This window comes from Alterinioella nitratireducens (assembly GCF_013155465.1).
Classification (GTDB): Bacteria; Pseudomonadota; Alphaproteobacteria; order Rhodobacterales; family Rhodobacteraceae; genus Alterinioella; species Alterinioella nitratireducens.
This window is the reverse complement of sequence record NZ_JABJVX010000005.1, coordinates 145,893-161,635: the sequence shown is the minus strand read 5'-3', so window position 1 is coordinate 161,635 and position 15,743 is coordinate 145,893. Positions and strand designations below refer to the sequence as shown.

Below are 15,743 nucleotides of genomic sequence, written 5' to 3'. Positions count from 1 at the left end.
GGGGGCGGCGGCTGACGCCGCCGCGGGTTCGAGTATTTGGGCCAAGAAGATGGGAGGGGGCTTCAGATTGGCGGATGGGTGGATTAGGGGAAGGGTATGACACAGGATTTGCCCTCCCCCTCCGCGCCGCTCAGGATCGGCACCCGCGGATCGCCGCTGGCCCTGGCGCAGGCGCATGAGACGCGGCGTCGATTGGCCGATGCGTTCGACCTGGCCGCCGAGGCGTTCGAGATCGTCGTGATCAAGACCACCGGCGACAACCGCGCCATGATCGACGCCGACCAGCCGCTGAAGACGATCGGCGGCAAGGGCCTCTTCACCAGGGAGATCGAGGAGGCGCTGCTGGCGGGGGGCATCGACATCGCGGTGCATTCGATGAAGGACATGCCGGTGGCGCAACCGGGGGGGCTTGCGCTGGACACCTATCTGCCACGCGAGGATGTGCGCGACGGCTTCGTCTCGCTGGCCCATGGCGGGCTGGACGCCCTGCCTGCGGGGGCGCGCGTCGGCTCCTCCTCGCTGCGTCGGCGGGCGCAGATGATGGCGCGGCGGCCCGACCTGGAGCTGGTCGAGTTTCGCGGCAATGTGCAGACACGGATGCGGAAGCTGGGGGAAGGCGTGGCCGATGCGACCTTCCTTGCGATGGCAGGGCTCAGGCGGCTGGACATGGTGCATGTGGCGCGGGCCGCACTGGAACCCGAGGACATGCTGCCTGCCGTGGCGCAAGGCGCGATCGGGATCGAGCGGCGGGCAGGCGACACGCGCGTGGCGGCGATGCTGGAGGCCATTCACGACGCCGAGACCGGCCAGCGGCTGGCCGCCGAACGGGCGTTTCTGGCCGGGTTGGACGGGTCGTGCCAGACGCCGATTGCGGGGCTGGCCGAGCTGGCGGGCGGAGACCTGCGGCTGCGGGGCGAGATCCTGCGGTCCGACGGCTCCGAGGTGATTACCGACGATGTCAGCGTGCCGGTTGCCGACGGGGCCGAGGCGGGGGCCGAGATGGCCCGCAAGATGCGCGCGCAGGCGGGCGAGGGGTTCTTCGACCTGTGAGCCGCGAAGAGCCCGCGATTTGTCCCTTGACGCGCGGTGCCCGCTGTCCTACCTAGCGCGTCGTTCGGCGGTGTAGCTCAGTTGGTTAGAGCAGCGGAATCATAATCCGCGTGTCCGGGGTTCAAGTCCCTGCACCGCCACCATCCCCCTTCTTGTCCGACCTTCACGCATGGACCGGGAAATGTCGGTTCCGGGATTGCGGCAGGTCAGCGATGCGGGCTTCTCTTGGGTTACGCCAACCAGAGGGGATTGCAGATGTCATCGACCATGCCCGAGTTTGCCACTGGCCTTCTCCATGGCGACTTGCCCGATGCGCTTGTCGTGACGCTGAGGCGCAGTTTCCTGGATACGATGGGGGTGGCCGCGATCGGGTCGCGCACGCAGATGGCGGCGGCGGCGCGGGCGGGCGCGCGGGCGGTGTTCGGGCCGGGCAGCGGCGGCGCGGCACGGGTCTTGATGGAGGGCAGCGCCCTCGGCGTTGCGGGCGCGGCAATGGCCGGGGCCTTCACCATCGACAGTATCGACGCGCATGACGGCACCACGCCGAACAAGGGCCATGCCGGATCGGCGGTGTTTCCCGCTGTGCTGGCCGTGGCCGATGCGATGGACACGCCCGTCACGGGCGCGGATTTCGCGGTCTGGCTGGCCCTGGCCTACGAGGTGTCCTACCGCGCGGGCCAGGTGCAGCACGCGACCTGCCCCGATTACCACACCTCCGGCTCCTGGACCGCCGTGGGCGTGGCGGTTGCGGTGGCGCGGATGTTGGGCTGTGACGCGGGACAGATCCGGCACGCGGCGGGGATCGGGGAATATCACGGGCCGCGCAGCCAGATGATGCGCTGCATTGACCATCCCTCCATGCTGCGCGACGGGGTCGGCTGGGGCGCGCCCTCGGGCGTCACGGCGGCCTACCTGGCGCGTGAGGGGTTCACCGGCGCCCCGGCCCTGACCTGCGAGGGGGGCGAGGCCGCGCCGTTCTGGCAAGGGTTGGGCGAGGACTGGCTGACCATCGCCCACACCCATTACAAGCGCTATCCCTGTTGCCGGTGGGCGCATCCGGCGATGGATGCGGCGCAGGATCTGATGGCGGCGCACGGGTTGACCGCGGACCGGGTTGCTTCGGTCGAGATCCGGACGTTTCACTATGCGACCCGGCTGGCGGGGCATGAGCCGCAGACCATGGACGACCTGGCCTATTCCATCGCCTGGCCGGTTGCCGCAATCATCGCGCGTGGACGCCTCGGCCCGCAGGAACTGACGCCCGAGGCGCTGCGCGACCCCGAGATCCTGCGCCTCAGCCGCGCGACCCGGCTCATCGACGACCCGGACCTGACGGCGCGATCCGTGGCGCAGAGATGGGCCGCGGTGGCATTGGTCCTGACCGATGGCCAGAGGCTGGAGGCCCCGCCCCGCACCCCGCGTGGCGACGTGGACGATCCGCTCAGCGACGGTGAGATCAGCGCCAAGTTTCACCTTCTGGCGGGCGATATCCTCGCACCCCGCGCCGCCGAGGTCGAGGATCTGTGCGGCCGGTTCGACAGGCTCGATGCGGTCGGGTTCGCGCGGCTGATGGATCTGGTGCTGTCGGCCCCTGATGCGTGACAAAACCGGCATGCCCGCGTCGGTTTCCGGCAAGTCCGGGCCGGTCACCCACGCATGATGACCCTGACATGTATGAAACCCCGGAGACGTCCCCCGTGCCCGAGATCAAAACCCATGCCCAGGCCGTCGTGATCGGCGGCGGCGTCATCGGCTGCTCGATCCTCTATCACCTTGCCAAACTGGGCTGGTCCGACGTGATCCTGCTGGAACGCGATGAGCTGACTTCAGGCTCCACCTGGCACGCGGCGGCGAATATCCACGGGCTGCATGACAGCACCAATATCAGTCGTCTGCAGCATTACACGATGACCCTCTACAAGGAGCTTGAGGAGGAGACCGGCCAAAGCTGCGGGGTGTTCCAGCCCGGATCGCTCTACCTGGCGCAGACTGAGGCGCGTGAGCATCAGCTGCGGTTGCAGGAGGCCAAGGCGCGCCGGTACGGCATGAACTTTCACGAGGTCAGCCGGGATGAGGCCGAGCGGCTGCATCCGCTGGTCGATTACGATGGCATCCGCTGCATCATGTATGAGCCCGATGGCGGCAATGTCGACCCCTCGGGCGTGACCAATGCCTATGCCGTCGGCGCACGGCAGCGGGGGGCCGAGATCCACCGCTTCACGCCGGTCACAGGCACGGAGCAGCAGCCCGATGGCAGCTGGATCGTGCGCACGGAAAAGGGCGACATCCGCACGCCCTGGGTGGTGAATGCCGCCGGTCTCTGGGGCCGCGAGGTGGCGCGGATGGCGGGGCTGGAACTGCCGCTTCTGCCCACGGAACACCAATATTTCGTAACCGAAACCATCCCGCAGATCGCCGCGATGGACCGGCGTTTGCCCTCGGTCGCCGACCGCGATGGGGAATACTACCTGCGGCAGGAGGGCAAGGGCCTGCTGGTCGGGGCCTACGAGAAAGATGTGCGCTTCTGGGCCGAGGATGGCACGCCGCAGGGCTTCGGGCATGAGCTTTTCGCCGACGATCTGGAGCGGATCGAGGAGAACATGATGCGTGCCATCGACCGGGTGCCCGCCGTGGGCGAGGCCGGGATCAAGCGGGTGATCAACGGCCCGATGATCTGGTCGCCCGACAGCAATGTCCTCTTTGGTCCCGCGCCGGAACTGACGGGCTATTTCTGCTGCAACGGGATCATTCCGGGGTTCAGCCAGAACGGCGGCATGGGTAAGCTGGCCGCCGAATGGATGGTCGAGGGCGAGCCGAGCCTGGACATGTTCGCCTGGGACATGGCGCGGTTCGGGACCTGGGCGGGCAAGGATTTCACCAAGGCGCGGGTGGGCGATCAATATGCGCACCGCTTCAAGATCCATTTCCCGAACGAGGAACGCGCGGCGGGGCGACCGGTGCGGACACGGCCCGGCTACGCGATGCAAAAGGACATGGGCGCGCAATTCGGCCTGAATTACGGGTGGGAGCATCCGCTATGGTTCGCAGCCGAGGGCGAGCCGGATCACGAGACCTATGGCTTCGACCGCCAGAACTGGTGGGAGCCCGTGGGCCGCGAGGCGCGGATGCTGCGCGACGGGGCGGGGATCATCGACATCTCCAATTTCGCCAAATACGTGGCGCGGGGGGCGGGGGCGGAAGGCTGGCTGAACGCGGTCTTCGCCAATCGGATGCCGCGCCTTGTGGGCCGCTCTTGCCTGACGCCTCTCATCGGCAAGCGCGGTGGCGTGGCAGGCGATTTCACCGTGACGAAGCTGGCGGAGGAGGAATTCTGGATCATCGGCTCGGGCATGGCCGAGCGGTTTCACCAGCGCTTCTTCAAGGCGGTGCCACTGCCCGAGGGCGCGACATTCGAAAGCCGGACGGAAGGTGTTTGCGGCTTCAACGTCGCCGGGCCGCAATCTCGCGCGCTCTTGCAACGGCTGACCAATGCGCCGCTGGCGAACCTGGATTTCCCCTTCATGCGCTCGGCCCGGATCGCGGTGGCGGGGATCGACGTTCTTGCCATTCGTGTCAGCTTTACCGGCGATCTGGGGTGGGAATTGCATTGCGCCGAGGCCGATCAGGTGGCGCTCTATTCGGCCCTGATCGAGGCAGGGCGTGAGTTCGGCGCGGGTCCGGTGGGCAGCCGCGCCCTGATGTCGCTGCGCATCGAGAAGGGCTATGGATCGTGGGGGCGGGAATATTCGCCGGAATACTGGCCGCAGGAATCGGGGCTGGCGCGGCTCATCAAGATGGACAAGGAGTTTCTGAACAAAGCCGCATTTGAGGCTGTGGCTGACAACCCGCCGCGTGAAATCATGGTGCTGATGGAGGTCGATGCCGAAACCGCCGATGCCAGCGGCGGAGAGCCTGTCTTTCTGCCCGACGGCACGCCGGTGGGGCAGGTCAGTTCGGGCGCTTATGGCTACCATGTCGGCAAGTCGCTGGCGCTTGGGTACGTCAAGGCCGCGCACGCCGCGCCGGGGACGGAGCTGCATGTCGCCGTCCTTGGCCAGCCACACGGCGCGCGCATTCTGAACGGTGCGCCATTCGACCCGGACGGCACCCGCCTGCGCGGATAGAGGGGTCGTTGGTCAACTCGTGACGCGACGGCAGGCTCCAGTATTCTGCCATCGCGGGCCCCTTGGACCTGTGCCTATCGTGCAATCATGGATTGTATGGACGGCACCCTTGCTGTCTTATCCCGGCAAAGCGAGGGCCATATGGGCAAAGTGACACGACGCGGGTTGCTGGTGGGGGCGGGTGGTGCGGCGGGCTGGATCGGCGCGCGGCAGTTCGGACATCACCTGCCTGTCTATGAGGGCACGGCCCGGCTGGATATGCCGGCAGAGGCCGGGTTCCTCAACGATGCCAGCGGCTTGTCGCGCACGCCGATCCACCGCCACATCACCCTGTCTGAGGACCCCGGCGAGGCACTCATCGCCGCGATACGCGCGGAAATTACCGAGGCTGCCAGCAATCGCCGCCCGGTCAATATCGGTGCCGCGCGCCATTCCATGGGCGGTCAGGCGATCCCGCGCGCGGGCCATGCGATCACGTTTGATAACGGCATGGTGGAACCCGACACCGCCGCGCAGACCTATCGCGCCCATGCCGGCGCACGCTGGTCCCAGGTCATCGCCGCGCTGGACCCGATCGGGTTTTCGCCCGCCGTCATGCAGTCGAACAACGATTTCGGCGTTGCCGCCACCTTCTGCGTCAACGCGCATGGCTGGCCGGTTCCCTTCGGCCCGATGGGGGCGACGGTGCGCAGCTTCCGCATGGTGTTGCCGACGGGGGATCTGGTGACCTGCTCGCGGAGAGAGAACGCCGAGATCTTCAACCTGACGATGGGCGGCTACGGGTTGACCGGCGCGATCATCGACATGGAGGTCGACATGATCCCGAACCGGCGCCTGCAGCCGTCCTTCGAGACGATGCCTGCCGAAGCCTTCTCGACCGCCTTCACCAACGCCGTCGCCACGCCCGCCGTGAGCATGGCCTATGGCCGCCTCAACGTCGGTCGCGCCCGGTTTTTCGAAGACGCGCTGATGATCACCTATCGCGCCACCGAGGATCAGGCCGACCTGCCGCCCGCCGAGGGCTCGGGCCTGATGGCGCGGCTGGCCAGCCGCATCTACCGCTGGCAATTGGGCAATGAGCCGATGAAGCGCCTGCGCTGGTGGACGGAAACCACGCTCGGGCCCGCTCTGGGCGACGGCCCCGCGACGCGCAACAGCCTGATCAACGAACCGGTGGTGACGCTGGATGACCGCGACGACAACCGCACCGACATTCTGCATGAATATTTCGTGGCGCCTGAGCGCTTCGGCGATTTCCTGACCGCCTGCCGCGAGGTGATCCCGGCCAGCTACCAGGAGTTTCTGAACGTCACCCTGCGCCATGTCGCGCAGGATGATGAAGCCGTGTTGAGCTATGCCCGCACCCCCCGCATCGCCGCCGTGATGTCGTTTTCCCAGGAGATGACGCAGCGCGGCGAGGCCGACATGGCCCGGATGACGCGCAACCTGATTGACCGGATCGTCGAGATCGGCGGCAGCTATTACCTGCCCTACCGGCCCCATGCCACGATCGACCAACTGACCCGAAGCTATCCCCGCGCGGAAGCGTTCGCGGCGGCCAAGCGGGAGCTGGACCCGCAATTGATCTTCCGCAACACCCTGTGGGACAGCTACCTGGAGGCGCTATGACCACGCTCCGCATTATCGCGTTCGGCTATTTCGTGGCGCTCATGATCGCCGCGTCGCTGAACTACATCCCCGGCCTGACCGATGAGGACGGCCTCGCCTTCGGCATCTTCGCGCTGGATATATTCGACGACGCGCTGCATGTCGCCTCGGCGCTTTGGGCGCTGGCGGCGGGGCTGATCTCGCATCGCGCGTCACGCATCTTCCTGCTGCTCTTCGGCGCGCTCTACCTCGGCGATGGCGTCTTCGGCTTATTCACGGGCTACGGCTATCTCGACCTCGGCATCTTCACCAACCCCTCGGCGGGGATGTCCTTTACGCTGGTGCGTGTGCTGGCCAACCTGCCGCATCTGGCGCTTGGCGGCTTCGCCCTCTTCGCGGGCCTGAAGCTGGACCGGGCGTGATGCGCTTTCTCTGGAGATGGCTCAAGCGGCTGGTGCTGCTCCTCGCTGTGCTCCTCGCCGCTTTGCTGACCCCTGTCGGCTATGTTGAACTGGCCTGCCAGGGCGAGACTGCCGAGACCGACTATGCCGCGCTGCTGCCGCCCGAGCATCGTCGGCTGGAATCGCGCACCCTCATGACCTACCCGGAATGGCACATCGTCCATGCCTATGACGATTACGCCGAGGTGATCTCGGAGGGCGATCCGCATGACTACGGGTTCTTCCGCTCGATCACCGGCTATTGGTCCTCGCTCTGCTCGCTGACGCGCGCCTCGGCGGATCACGGCGGGACCGATTGGGAAACCCGCCAGATGGTCTATGTCATCGGCGTCAGCTTCACCGCCGAACTCGCGCTGAAGGCCGCCTATGAGGAAACCGTGGGCCGCGTCTTCACCTGGATCAGGGGCTAGACCCGCGCGCCGCTGGATGAGATGGCAGCGGCTCAGGCGCGGGGCTATGCCACGTTCCTGCAACAGGTGCCGTGGTATCGGTGGGACTTCGCGGGCGATGCCGACGCGTTGCAGGCGGCGGCGACGGATCAGCTGCGCGACCGGGAACGGGCCTTTGCCCTGGGGATCGAGAACAATGTGAAAGCCGCCTATGCGGGGGTGATCGCCGACGCCGTGGCGGGCGTGGGCTTTGACGAACTGACCCTGCGCATGATCGTGACGGGGATGGGTCGCGCCGATCTGCAGGCACTTCCGGGCGTCACCGTCATCGCCGAGCGCGCGCAGGGATGGGAGATCGAGACACCGCGCTATCGCGAACTCACCGGGTTGCTGGCGCAGATGGCCGAAGCGGGCGCGGGCTTTGTCGAGATCGCGGGCAATGACGACATCATGCTGACGGCACTGTCCGATGCGCCGACCCACCCGGATGCGATCCACAGTTTCGCGCGGCAGGGCTATGGCGACTACCGCCACCTGCTGTTGGTGCCGGTGACGGAGCTTGACGAGACCCTGCGCGGGCTGGCCGACCAGGGGCTGCGGCTGGAACATGTCCATGATTATTAGGCGCCTCCTCATCGCCCCTTCGCTGACCCCTTAGCCTCTGCACGAAACCTGCACATCTCCTGCGCCTGCTCTGCACGGGCGGCCTGCCATCTTGACGGGCAAAGAAACCGTCAAGGAGATGCACGGATGATCGGGACAATGACAGTGCGCGGCGTGCCGCGCGGGCTTTTGCGCGATGCGTGGTGGTTGAGCGAGGAAGTGGCCGACGCCGTCAAACCGCCCGCGCCACCGGCCCCGGTTGCCGCCGACCGCCGCCCGCCCTTGACCCGCGCCGCGATTGCGCTGGCCGTGCTGCTGGCGCTTGGCGACCTGCTGTTCTACGGGCATGATGTCGGGCTGTCCCTTGCCCTCTACGCCTACGCGATCTTTGCCGCCGGCGTTGCCGTGCTGCCAAACCGGGGCGGCGTGGTCGGGCCCGCGGCGCTGATGTTTGTCGCCGGGTTGCCCGTCATCGAGCATCTGCAAGCCCTTTCCGTTTTCCTGCTGGCGGGCGGGCTGATCACCTCGATCGCCTGGCTGCGGGCCGGGCGCAGTGGTCTTGCGTGCAGCGCGCTGCGGCTTTGGGCGGCGCTGCCGGTTGCGGGGGTGCTGGACGGGATTGCCTGGGCGATGGATCGGAAATCCCCGCGCGCGGCCCCCGGCCAATGGCGCATCTTGGCGCTCAATTGGGCGGTGCCGCTTGGCGGGGGGATGGTGCTCCTGTCGCTGCTGGTGCAGGCCAACCCGGTGCTTGAGGGCTGGCTGGACCTGTCGCTGTTCGAGGATTGGGATGTCGAGGAAACCCTGCTGCGCCTGATGTTCTGGACCGGTCTGGCGCTGATCGTCTGGCCGTTCCTCAGCTTCACGCCGCCCGCCCCGTTCATCGGCCCCCACCGCCCCCGCGCCCGCGCAACGCTCGGTTTCAACACCGCCTCGGTCGCCAATGCGCTCATTGTGTTCAACCTGCTGCTCGGGCTGCAAACCTTGATGGATATCGCGCTGCTCTGGGGCGGCGGCCCGCTGCCCGAGGGGATGAGCCATGCCACCTATGCCCGCCGCGGCGCCTATCCGCTGCTGGTCACGGCGCTGCTGGCGGGGGGCTTTGCGCTGGCCGCGCGGCCCCATCTGGGGGGTCGGAAGAGCCTGTCGGCGCTGATGATGATCTGGCTGGCGCAGAATGTCCTGCTGACGGCCTCGGCGGCCTACCGGCTCTGGGTCTATGTCGAGGTCTATGGCCTGACCTACCTGCGCCTTCACGCGGCGATCTGGATGGGGCTGGTGGCCGTGGGGCTGGTGCTGATCGGCTGGTTCATCCACGCGCGCCGTCCCGCTGCCTGGCTGGTGCTGCGCGGTGGCGGGCTGGCGCTGGTCACGCTCTACATCTGCGCCTTCATCAATTTCGCGCAGATCATCGCGGCCTATAACCTGACCCATCCGTCGCAGGATCGCGGCGTCGACCTGTCCTATGCCTGTACCCTCGCGCCGATGGCCGCCGTGGCGTTGCAGGGGCAGACCTGCGCGCGTGCGCCCCATATCGACGGCTGGCGCGATTGGGGCTTTCGCAGTTGGCGCGTGGCGCGTTTACTGGCGGCGGGGGAGGGAGCGTATGAAGATACTCGTGGTCGATGACGATGCCCGCCTGCGCGAGCTCGTGAGCATCGCGCTGGAGCGTGCAGGCTTCGCCGTGGTGACGGCGGGCGACGGACAGCGCGCCCTCACCCATGCCGCGCGCGAGGCGCCTGACCTCATTGTGCTGGATGTCGGCCTGCCGGAACGCGACGGGTTCGAGGTCTGCCGCCGCATCCGCGCCACCTCGGACGTGCCGATCCTGTTCCTGACTGCCCGCGACGACGAGATCGACCGCGTCCTGGGGCTGGAACTGGGGGCTGACGATTACGTGACCAAGCCGTTTTCCCCGCGCGAACTGGTGGCCCGCGTGAACGCGATCCTGAAACGGGCCACGGGTGGCGCGGCGCGGGTGCTGCGGCACGGGGCCCTCAGCCTCGATGTCGCGGCGCATAGCTGCGATTTCGACGGGCGCGACGTGGTCCTGACCGCGACCGAGTGCAGTCTTCTGGCGCTGCTCCTGCGCGACCCGGCCCGCGTCCTGTCGCGCGCGCAGGCGGTCGATGCGATCTGGGGCGCGGGCAGCGACATTTCGGGCCGGACGCTGGACAGCCACCTGCGCAACCTGCGCCGGAAACTGGCGGATGCGGGCTGCGCCGACGGGATCGAGACCGCGCATGGCGTGGGGATGCGGATGGGGCCATGCCGGGGCAGGTAGGCAAATGGCGCCCGTCGCTCTGGCTGGTTCTGGGCGGCGCGCTGGCGGGCACATTGGCGCTGTCCTTCCTTGGGTTGGTGGCGCTGCGCTTCCTCGGGCCTGAGATCGGGTTTCGCAACGCGGCCACCTTGCTGGCGCTGATCATCGCGGGGCTGACGGCGGTGCTGTGGTGGCTGCTGCTGCGCCTGTTGCTGCGCCCGATCACGGCGCTGGCGGGCTATGCCGCATCGGTACGCGCCACGCCGGATGAGCCTGCCGCGCCGCCCGCCCATTTCGGCACGCGCGAGCTGTCGCGGATGGGGGTCAGCGTCATCGACATGGCCGCGACCCTGCAAGACCGCGAGGCGACGATCCGCAGCTATAACGACCATGTCACGCATGAGTTGAAGACACCCGTAACGGCGATCACGGCGGCGACCGAGCTGCTGGAGGACAGCGAGGATCTGAGCGCCGAGGACCGCCGCCTCGTGACCCAGATCCGCAGCGCCGGCGCGCAGATCGAGGGCCAGTTGGAGGCGCTGCGCCACGTCATGCGGGCGCGCGAGGCAAGCTACCGGGGAACCTGCACGCTGGCCGATCTGGCGGATGACCTGCGGCGCGATCACCGCCGCCTGACGCTGACCATCGCGGGCGAAACGACCCCTCTGCCGCTGGCTTGCAAGGGGTTGGGGATCGTGCTTCAGCACCTGCTGGCCAATGCCCGTGAAATGGGCGCGGATGCGGTGACCCTTGCGGCGCGCGATGGCACCCTGACCGTCACCGATAACGGCCCCGGCATCTCGTCCGGCAACCTGCCGCATATATTCGAGCCGTTCTACACCACCCGCCGCGATGCGGGCGGCACCGGCATGGGGTTGGCCATCGTCTCCAGCCTTCTGGCCGCCCATGGCGCGCGGATCGAGGCCCTGTCCCAGGCCGCCGGCGCGCGCTTCGTGATCCGCTTTGCGGCGGCATGAGGCGACCGGCGCCACCCTTGCATCGCGGTCGAAACCCGATATCACCTTGGCCACCCTTGCGCGGAGCCGCTCGTTGAAACCGACCCGGACCCTCCTGTCGATCCTGCTGCTGCTGGCCATCGCCACCGGGGCCTACCTGCTGTCGAGCCGCTATTTCCGCTCCGAGGAGGTGACCCGCGCCGAGGGCCGCCTGTCGCTCTACCGCTCCACCGTGGTGGCGGAGCTGAACCGGTTCTCGCACCTGACCTTCGTTCTGTCGCAGGATCCGATCGTGCTCGCCACGGCGCAGGGGGCCGATACCGACACGCTCGACGCGCGGCTGGCTGAATTTGCCGCCGAGGCGGGGCTGGACGCGATCTATCTGATGACGCCAGAGGGGCTGACGATCTCGGCCTCGAACGCCGGGGCCGAAGGCTCCTTCGTCGGCCAGAATTACGGCTTCCGCCCCTATTTCCGCGAGGCGCTGGCGGGCGGGCAGGGGCGGTTCTACGGCATCGGGGCCACCACCGGCCTGCCGGGGTATTTCATCGCCGACCCGGTGATCGGCGCGGATGGCACGGTGCAGGGTGTCATCGCGATCAAGCTGGACCTGTCGGACCTGGAACAATCCTGGCGCGAGGGCGGCGAACAGGTGCTGCTGGCCAATGCCGACGGCGTGGTACTGCTGGCCTCGGACCCCGAATGGCGCTACCGCACGCTGGCCCCGTTGCAGGCCGGTCAACGCGCCGCGATCCGGGACGCGCGGCAGTTCAGCGGGCAGACGCTGGACCTGCTGGACTGGCAGAGCGACGGCACGGGGCGGGCGCGGATCGGCGGCGACGAGGTGATCCACCTGACCGGCCACGACCTGCCGCATGGCTGGGAATTGCACTATTTCGCCTCGCTGGGGCCGGTCACGACGCGAAGCTGGCTGGCCACGGTGCTGGCGCTGGTCATCGCGGGCGGCATCGGCGTGCTGGTGCTCTTGCGCCGCAACCGGTTGATCCGCGCCGCGCTCAACCGCTCCGAGGCCGAGGAGGCCGCGCTGCGCCTCGCCAATGACCGCCTCGCCGTCGAGATCGAGGACCGCCGCACCGCCGAACGTCGGCTGGAACGCACCCGTGACGAACTGGCCCGCGCCAGCCGGTTGGCGGCCCTGGGCGAGATCGCGGCCTCGGTCACGCATGAGCTTGGCCAGCCGATCACCGCGATGCGCAACCATCTGGCGGCGGCGGAACTGGGCGGTGGCGCAGGGGTGCTGCCCAACCTCACCGGGCTTGTCGAGCGGATGGAGGGGATCACCCGGCAGCTCAAGTTCTTCTCCAGCCCCGGTCAGGACCGGCTTGGCCCCGTCGATCTGCGCGACGCGGTGCAGGAGGCGCTGAACCTGGTCGCGCCCAACATGGACGGTGTCGCGCTGGATACCGATATGCCGGACAGGCCCGTCATGGTGCAGGGCAACAAGCTGCGCATCGAACAGGTGCTGACCAATATCCTGCGCAACGCGCTGGACGCGATGGAGGGCGCCCGTGACCCCGCGCTTTCCGTCACGCTCGGCTCGGACGGCGGCACGGCCTGGGTCGAGACCGCCGATCGCGGGCACGGATTGGGCGAGGCCAGCCTTTCGGACCTCACTGAACCTTTCGTGACCAGCCGCGCCTCGGGGCAGGGGATGGGGCTTGGCCTGGCCATCTCGGCAGGGATCGTCAAGGAACATCACGGGGTGATGCGGGCCTGGAACCGGTCGGGCGGCGGGGCCGTCTTCCGGGTTGAAATCCCGTTGGCGGAACCGGCACAGGCGGCGGCGGAATGAGCGCGCCGTTCAGTATCCTCATCGTCGATGACGACCGCGCCATGCGCGCCTCGCTGGTCGATCTGCTGGAGGCGGCGGGCTGGCGGGTCGAGGCGCTGCCGCGCGCCAGCCAGGTCATCGACCGACTGGCCGGACTGGCCCCCGACGTGATCCTCTCCGACGTGCGGATGCCCGACATGTCGGGGCTGGAGTTGCTGGCCAAGCTGGACGCGACCGCGCCGCCCGTGGTCCTGATCTCGGCCCATGGCGACATCCCGATGGCGGTGCAGGCAATGCAGGAAGGCGCCTACAGCTTCGTCGAGAAACCCTATGATCCGCGCCGCCTGCTCAGCATCCTGCGCCACGCCGCCGAGCAACACCGCATGGCGCGCGGCACCGACCGGTTGCGCGCGCGGCTGGCGGAACTGTCGGGGCTGGACCGGATCCTGCTTGGCACCACGCCCGAGATCGCCGCGCTGCGCCGCGACGTGCTGGACATGGCGACGACCGCCGCGCCGGTCCTGCTGCAAGGCGAAACCGGCACCGGAAAGGAACTGGTCGCGCGCGCCTTGCATGATCTCAGCCCGCGCGCGGACGCGCCGTTCCTGGCGCTGAACTGCGCCGCCATTGCCGCCGACCGTTTCGAGGCCGAGATGTTCGGCACCGCGGGCGAAGCGACCGGCAGGCTGGTCGCGGCCAGTGGCGGCACGCTGTTCCTGGACGAGGTCTGCGCCTGCCCCGCCCCGGTTCAGGCCAAGCTTTTGCGCGTGATCGAGGAACAGGAGGTCACACCCTCGGGCGCGCCCGGACCGGTGCGCATCGACCTGCGCGTTGTTTCCGCCTCGAACGAGGATACCGGGGCGGCGGTCGAGGCAGGGCACCTGCGCCAGGACCTTCTCTTTCGCCTCAACACCGTCGTGCTGACGCTGCCGCCCCTGCGCCAGCGCCGCGATGACCTGGTGCTGCTCTTCACCCATTTCCTGGACCATTCCGCCCGCGTCTACGAGGTTGCCCCGCCCGAGCTGGACCATGACGACATGACCGCGCTGCTGGCGCATGACTGGCCCGGCAACGTGCGCGAGTTGCGCAACGTGGCCGAACGCCGGGTGCTGGCGGCGCGGCGCGGGGGCGGCTCGGTCGCCGATGCGATCCGGGCCAGGGACGCGCCCGAGGATGTGCCCGACACGCTGCGCGAAGCTGTCGCCGTGTTCGAGCGGGAGCTGATCGGCAAGGCCCTGCGCGCGCATGAGGGCCGGATGGACGCGGTGGCCGAGGCGCTTGGCATCGGGCGTCGGACGCTGAACGAGAAGATCGTCAAGCTGGGGTTGGACAAGGACGCGCTGTTATGACGGATCGCGATGAATTGACGGGATGGATGCGCGCCTTGCGCCGCGATTTCCACCGCCAGCCCGAATTTGGCTTCGAGGAAAGCCGCACCGCCTCTGTCGTCGCCGAGACCTTGCGCGACTTGGGATGGAAGGTGACGACGGGCGTAGGCGGCACCGGCGTCGTCGCGACCCTTGTCCGAGGGCGGTCGAACCGCGCGATTGCCTTGCGCGCCGATATGGACGCGCTCAGGATCACCGAGGCGACGGGGGCAGCGTGGGCATCGACGCGCGACGGGCTGATGCACGCCTGCGGCCATGACGGCCATACCGCGATGCTGCTTGGCGCGGCCCGGTTGCTGGCGCGTGAGGGCGGCTTTGACGGCACCGTGCGGCTGATCTTCCAACCCGCCGAGGAATGGGGCCAGGGCGCGTTGGCGATGCTGGCCGACGGGCTGATGACGCGGTTTCCGTTTCAGGAAGTCTATGGCCTGCACAACATGCCGGGCCTGCCGTTGGGCCATCTGGAAACCCGCGCCGGAGCCATCATGTCGGCCGAAGATCTCTTCGAGATCACGCTGACCGGGCAAGGCGGCCACGCGTCGATGCCGCATGCGGTGCGCGAGGTCATGGTGCCCGCCTGCGCGTTGGTGACGGCCTTGCAAACCATCGTGTCGCGGCGGCTGGACCCAGGCCAGATCGCGGTTCTGTCGGTAACGGAACTGCTGACCGACGGCACCCGCAACGCGCTGCCGGGCCATGCGCGGATCCTGGGCGATGCGCGCAGCTTCAGCGCGGAGGTGTCGGCCCGCGTCGAGGCCGAGATGCGGCGGATCGCGGAGGGCATCGCCACGCAGCACGGCATCGCGGCGCAGGTGGACTACACCCGCGAATTCGTGCCGCTGATCAATGATGCGGAGCTTGCGGACGCGGTAATGCAGGCCGCCGCCGGGGTCTCGGATCAGGTTACCACGCGCCCCACCCCGATGACGGGATCGGAGGATTTCGCGCGGTTTCTGGATCACGTTCCCGGCTGCTTTGCCTTCATCGGCAATGGCGAAGGGTCAGCCCCGCTGCACAGCCCGACATATGATTTCAACGACGCGGCGCTCTTGCACGGGGCGCTGGTTCACACCGCCATTGCCCGCGCGCGTCTGCCGGAAGGGGCATAG

Annotated in this window: 13 protein-coding genes and 1 tRNA gene; all 14 read left to right on the top strand. The window is 68.1% G+C overall.

The features are described from left to right. Positions 1-96 precede the first annotated feature (96 nt). The 14 genes from hemC to HNS34_RS10415 all read left to right on the top strand — a co-directional run bounded on the left by hemC (position 97) and on the right by HNS34_RS10415 (position 15,743). Entirely contained in the window at positions 97-1,050 is a 954-nt protein-coding gene (hemC, locus tag HNS34_RS10475) for a hydroxymethylbilane synthase (protein WP_172320013.1), read from the top strand. A gap of 66 nt (positions 1,051-1,116) precedes the next feature. Further along, positions 1,117-1,193 (top strand) — tRNA-Met (locus tag HNS34_RS10470). Positions 1,194-1,305: 112 nt separating this feature from the next. Beyond that, entirely contained in the window at positions 1,306-2,652 is a 1,347-nt protein-coding gene (locus HNS34_RS10465) for an MmgE/PrpD family protein (RefSeq protein ID WP_235952689.1), read from the top strand. A 104-nt stretch (positions 2,653-2,756) separates the two neighbouring features. Continuing rightward, positions 2,757-5,174, top strand: coding sequence for a GcvT family protein (locus HNS34_RS10460; protein ID WP_172320117.1), 2,418 nt, complete (start codon positions 2,757-2,759; stop codon positions 5,172-5,174). 141 nt (positions 5,175-5,315) lie between these two features. Next, positions 5,316-6,803 carry an FAD-binding oxidoreductase gene (locus tag HNS34_RS10455; protein ID WP_172320012.1) on the top strand — a complete coding sequence of 496 codons (1,488 nt, stop codon included), beginning with the start codon at positions 5,316-5,318 and terminating at the stop codon, positions 6,801-6,803. Continuing rightward, entirely contained in the window at positions 6,800-7,204 is a 405-nt protein-coding gene (locus tag HNS34_RS10450; protein WP_172320011.1) for a hypothetical protein, read from the top strand. The genes HNS34_RS10455 and HNS34_RS10450 overlap by 4 nt, the downstream gene beginning before the upstream one ends. Beyond that, entirely contained in the window at positions 7,204-7,653 is a 450-nt protein-coding gene (locus HNS34_RS21005; RefSeq protein ID WP_328700510.1) for a hypothetical protein, read from the top strand. The genes HNS34_RS10450 and HNS34_RS21005 overlap by 1 nt, the downstream gene beginning before the upstream one ends. Before the next feature lie 21 nt (positions 7,654-7,674). Then, entirely contained in the window at positions 7,675-8,256 is a 582-nt protein-coding gene (locus tag HNS34_RS21000) for a hypothetical protein (RefSeq protein WP_328700509.1), read from the top strand. Between the two features lie 126 nt (positions 8,257-8,382). Next, positions 8,383-9,864, top strand: a complete 1,482-nt coding sequence (locus HNS34_RS10440; protein WP_172320010.1) for a DUF4153 domain-containing protein — start codon at positions 8,383-8,385, stop codon at positions 9,862-9,864. Next, the gene (locus HNS34_RS10435) at positions 9,842-10,519 is read left to right on the top strand and encodes a response regulator transcription factor (protein ID WP_172320009.1); all 678 of its coding nucleotides are present in this window, start codon (positions 9,842-9,844) and stop codon (positions 10,517-10,519) included. Before HNS34_RS10440 ends, HNS34_RS10435 begins: the two co-directional genes overlap by 23 nt. Continuing rightward, on the top strand, positions 10,504-11,475 hold the full coding sequence (locus tag HNS34_RS10430; protein ID WP_172320008.1) for a sensor histidine kinase: 972 nt from the start codon (positions 10,504-10,506) through the stop codon (positions 11,473-11,475). Before HNS34_RS10435 ends, HNS34_RS10430 begins: the two co-directional genes overlap by 16 nt. A gap of 73 nt (positions 11,476-11,548) precedes the next feature. Beyond that, entirely contained in the window at positions 11,549-13,267 is a 1,719-nt protein-coding gene (locus HNS34_RS10425; RefSeq protein ID WP_172320007.1) for a sensor histidine kinase, read from the top strand. Further along, positions 13,264-14,595: a sigma-54-dependent transcriptional regulator gene (locus tag HNS34_RS10420; protein WP_172320006.1), complete on the top strand. Its 1,332-nt coding sequence runs from the start codon at positions 13,264-13,266 to the stop codon at positions 14,593-14,595. The genes HNS34_RS10425 and HNS34_RS10420 overlap by 4 nt, the downstream gene beginning before the upstream one ends. Next, positions 14,592-15,743, top strand: a complete 1,152-nt coding sequence (locus HNS34_RS10415) for an amidohydrolase (protein WP_172320005.1) — start codon at positions 14,592-14,594, stop codon at positions 15,741-15,743. The genes HNS34_RS10420 and HNS34_RS10415 overlap by 4 nt, the downstream gene beginning before the upstream one ends.

Coding starts and splice junctions, on each gene's coding strand:
- hemC (WP_172320013.1), top strand. CDS start 97: ATGACACAGGATTTGCCCTCCCCCTCCGCGCCGCTCAGGATCGGCACC.
- HNS34_RS10465 (WP_235952689.1), top strand. CDS start 1,306: ATGTCATCGACCATGCCCGAGTTTGCCACTGGCCTTCTCCATGGCGAC.
- HNS34_RS10455 (WP_172320012.1), top strand. CDS start 5,316: ATGGGCAAAGTGACACGACGCGGGTTGCTGGTGGGGGCGGGTGGTGCG.
- HNS34_RS10450 (WP_172320011.1), top strand. CDS start 6,800: ATGACCACGCTCCGCATTATCGCGTTCGGCTATTTCGTGGCGCTCATG.
- HNS34_RS21005 (WP_328700510.1), top strand. CDS start 7,204: ATGCGCTTTCTCTGGAGATGGCTCAAGCGGCTGGTGCTGCTCCTCGCT.
- HNS34_RS21000 (WP_328700509.1), top strand. CDS start 7,675: ATGGCAGCGGCTCAGGCGCGGGGCTATGCCACGTTCCTGCAACAGGTG.
- HNS34_RS10440 (WP_172320010.1), top strand. CDS start 8,383: ATGATCGGGACAATGACAGTGCGCGGCGTGCCGCGCGGGCTTTTGCGC.
- HNS34_RS10435 (WP_172320009.1), top strand. CDS start 9,842: ATGAAGATACTCGTGGTCGATGACGATGCCCGCCTGCGCGAGCTCGTG.
- HNS34_RS10430 (WP_172320008.1), top strand. CDS start 10,504: ATGCCGGGGCAGGTAGGCAAATGGCGCCCGTCGCTCTGGCTGGTTCTG.
- HNS34_RS10420 (WP_172320006.1), top strand. CDS start 13,264: ATGAGCGCGCCGTTCAGTATCCTCATCGTCGATGACGACCGCGCCATG.
- HNS34_RS10415 (WP_172320005.1), top strand. CDS start 14,592: ATGACGGATCGCGATGAATTGACGGGATGGATGCGCGCCTTGCGCCGC.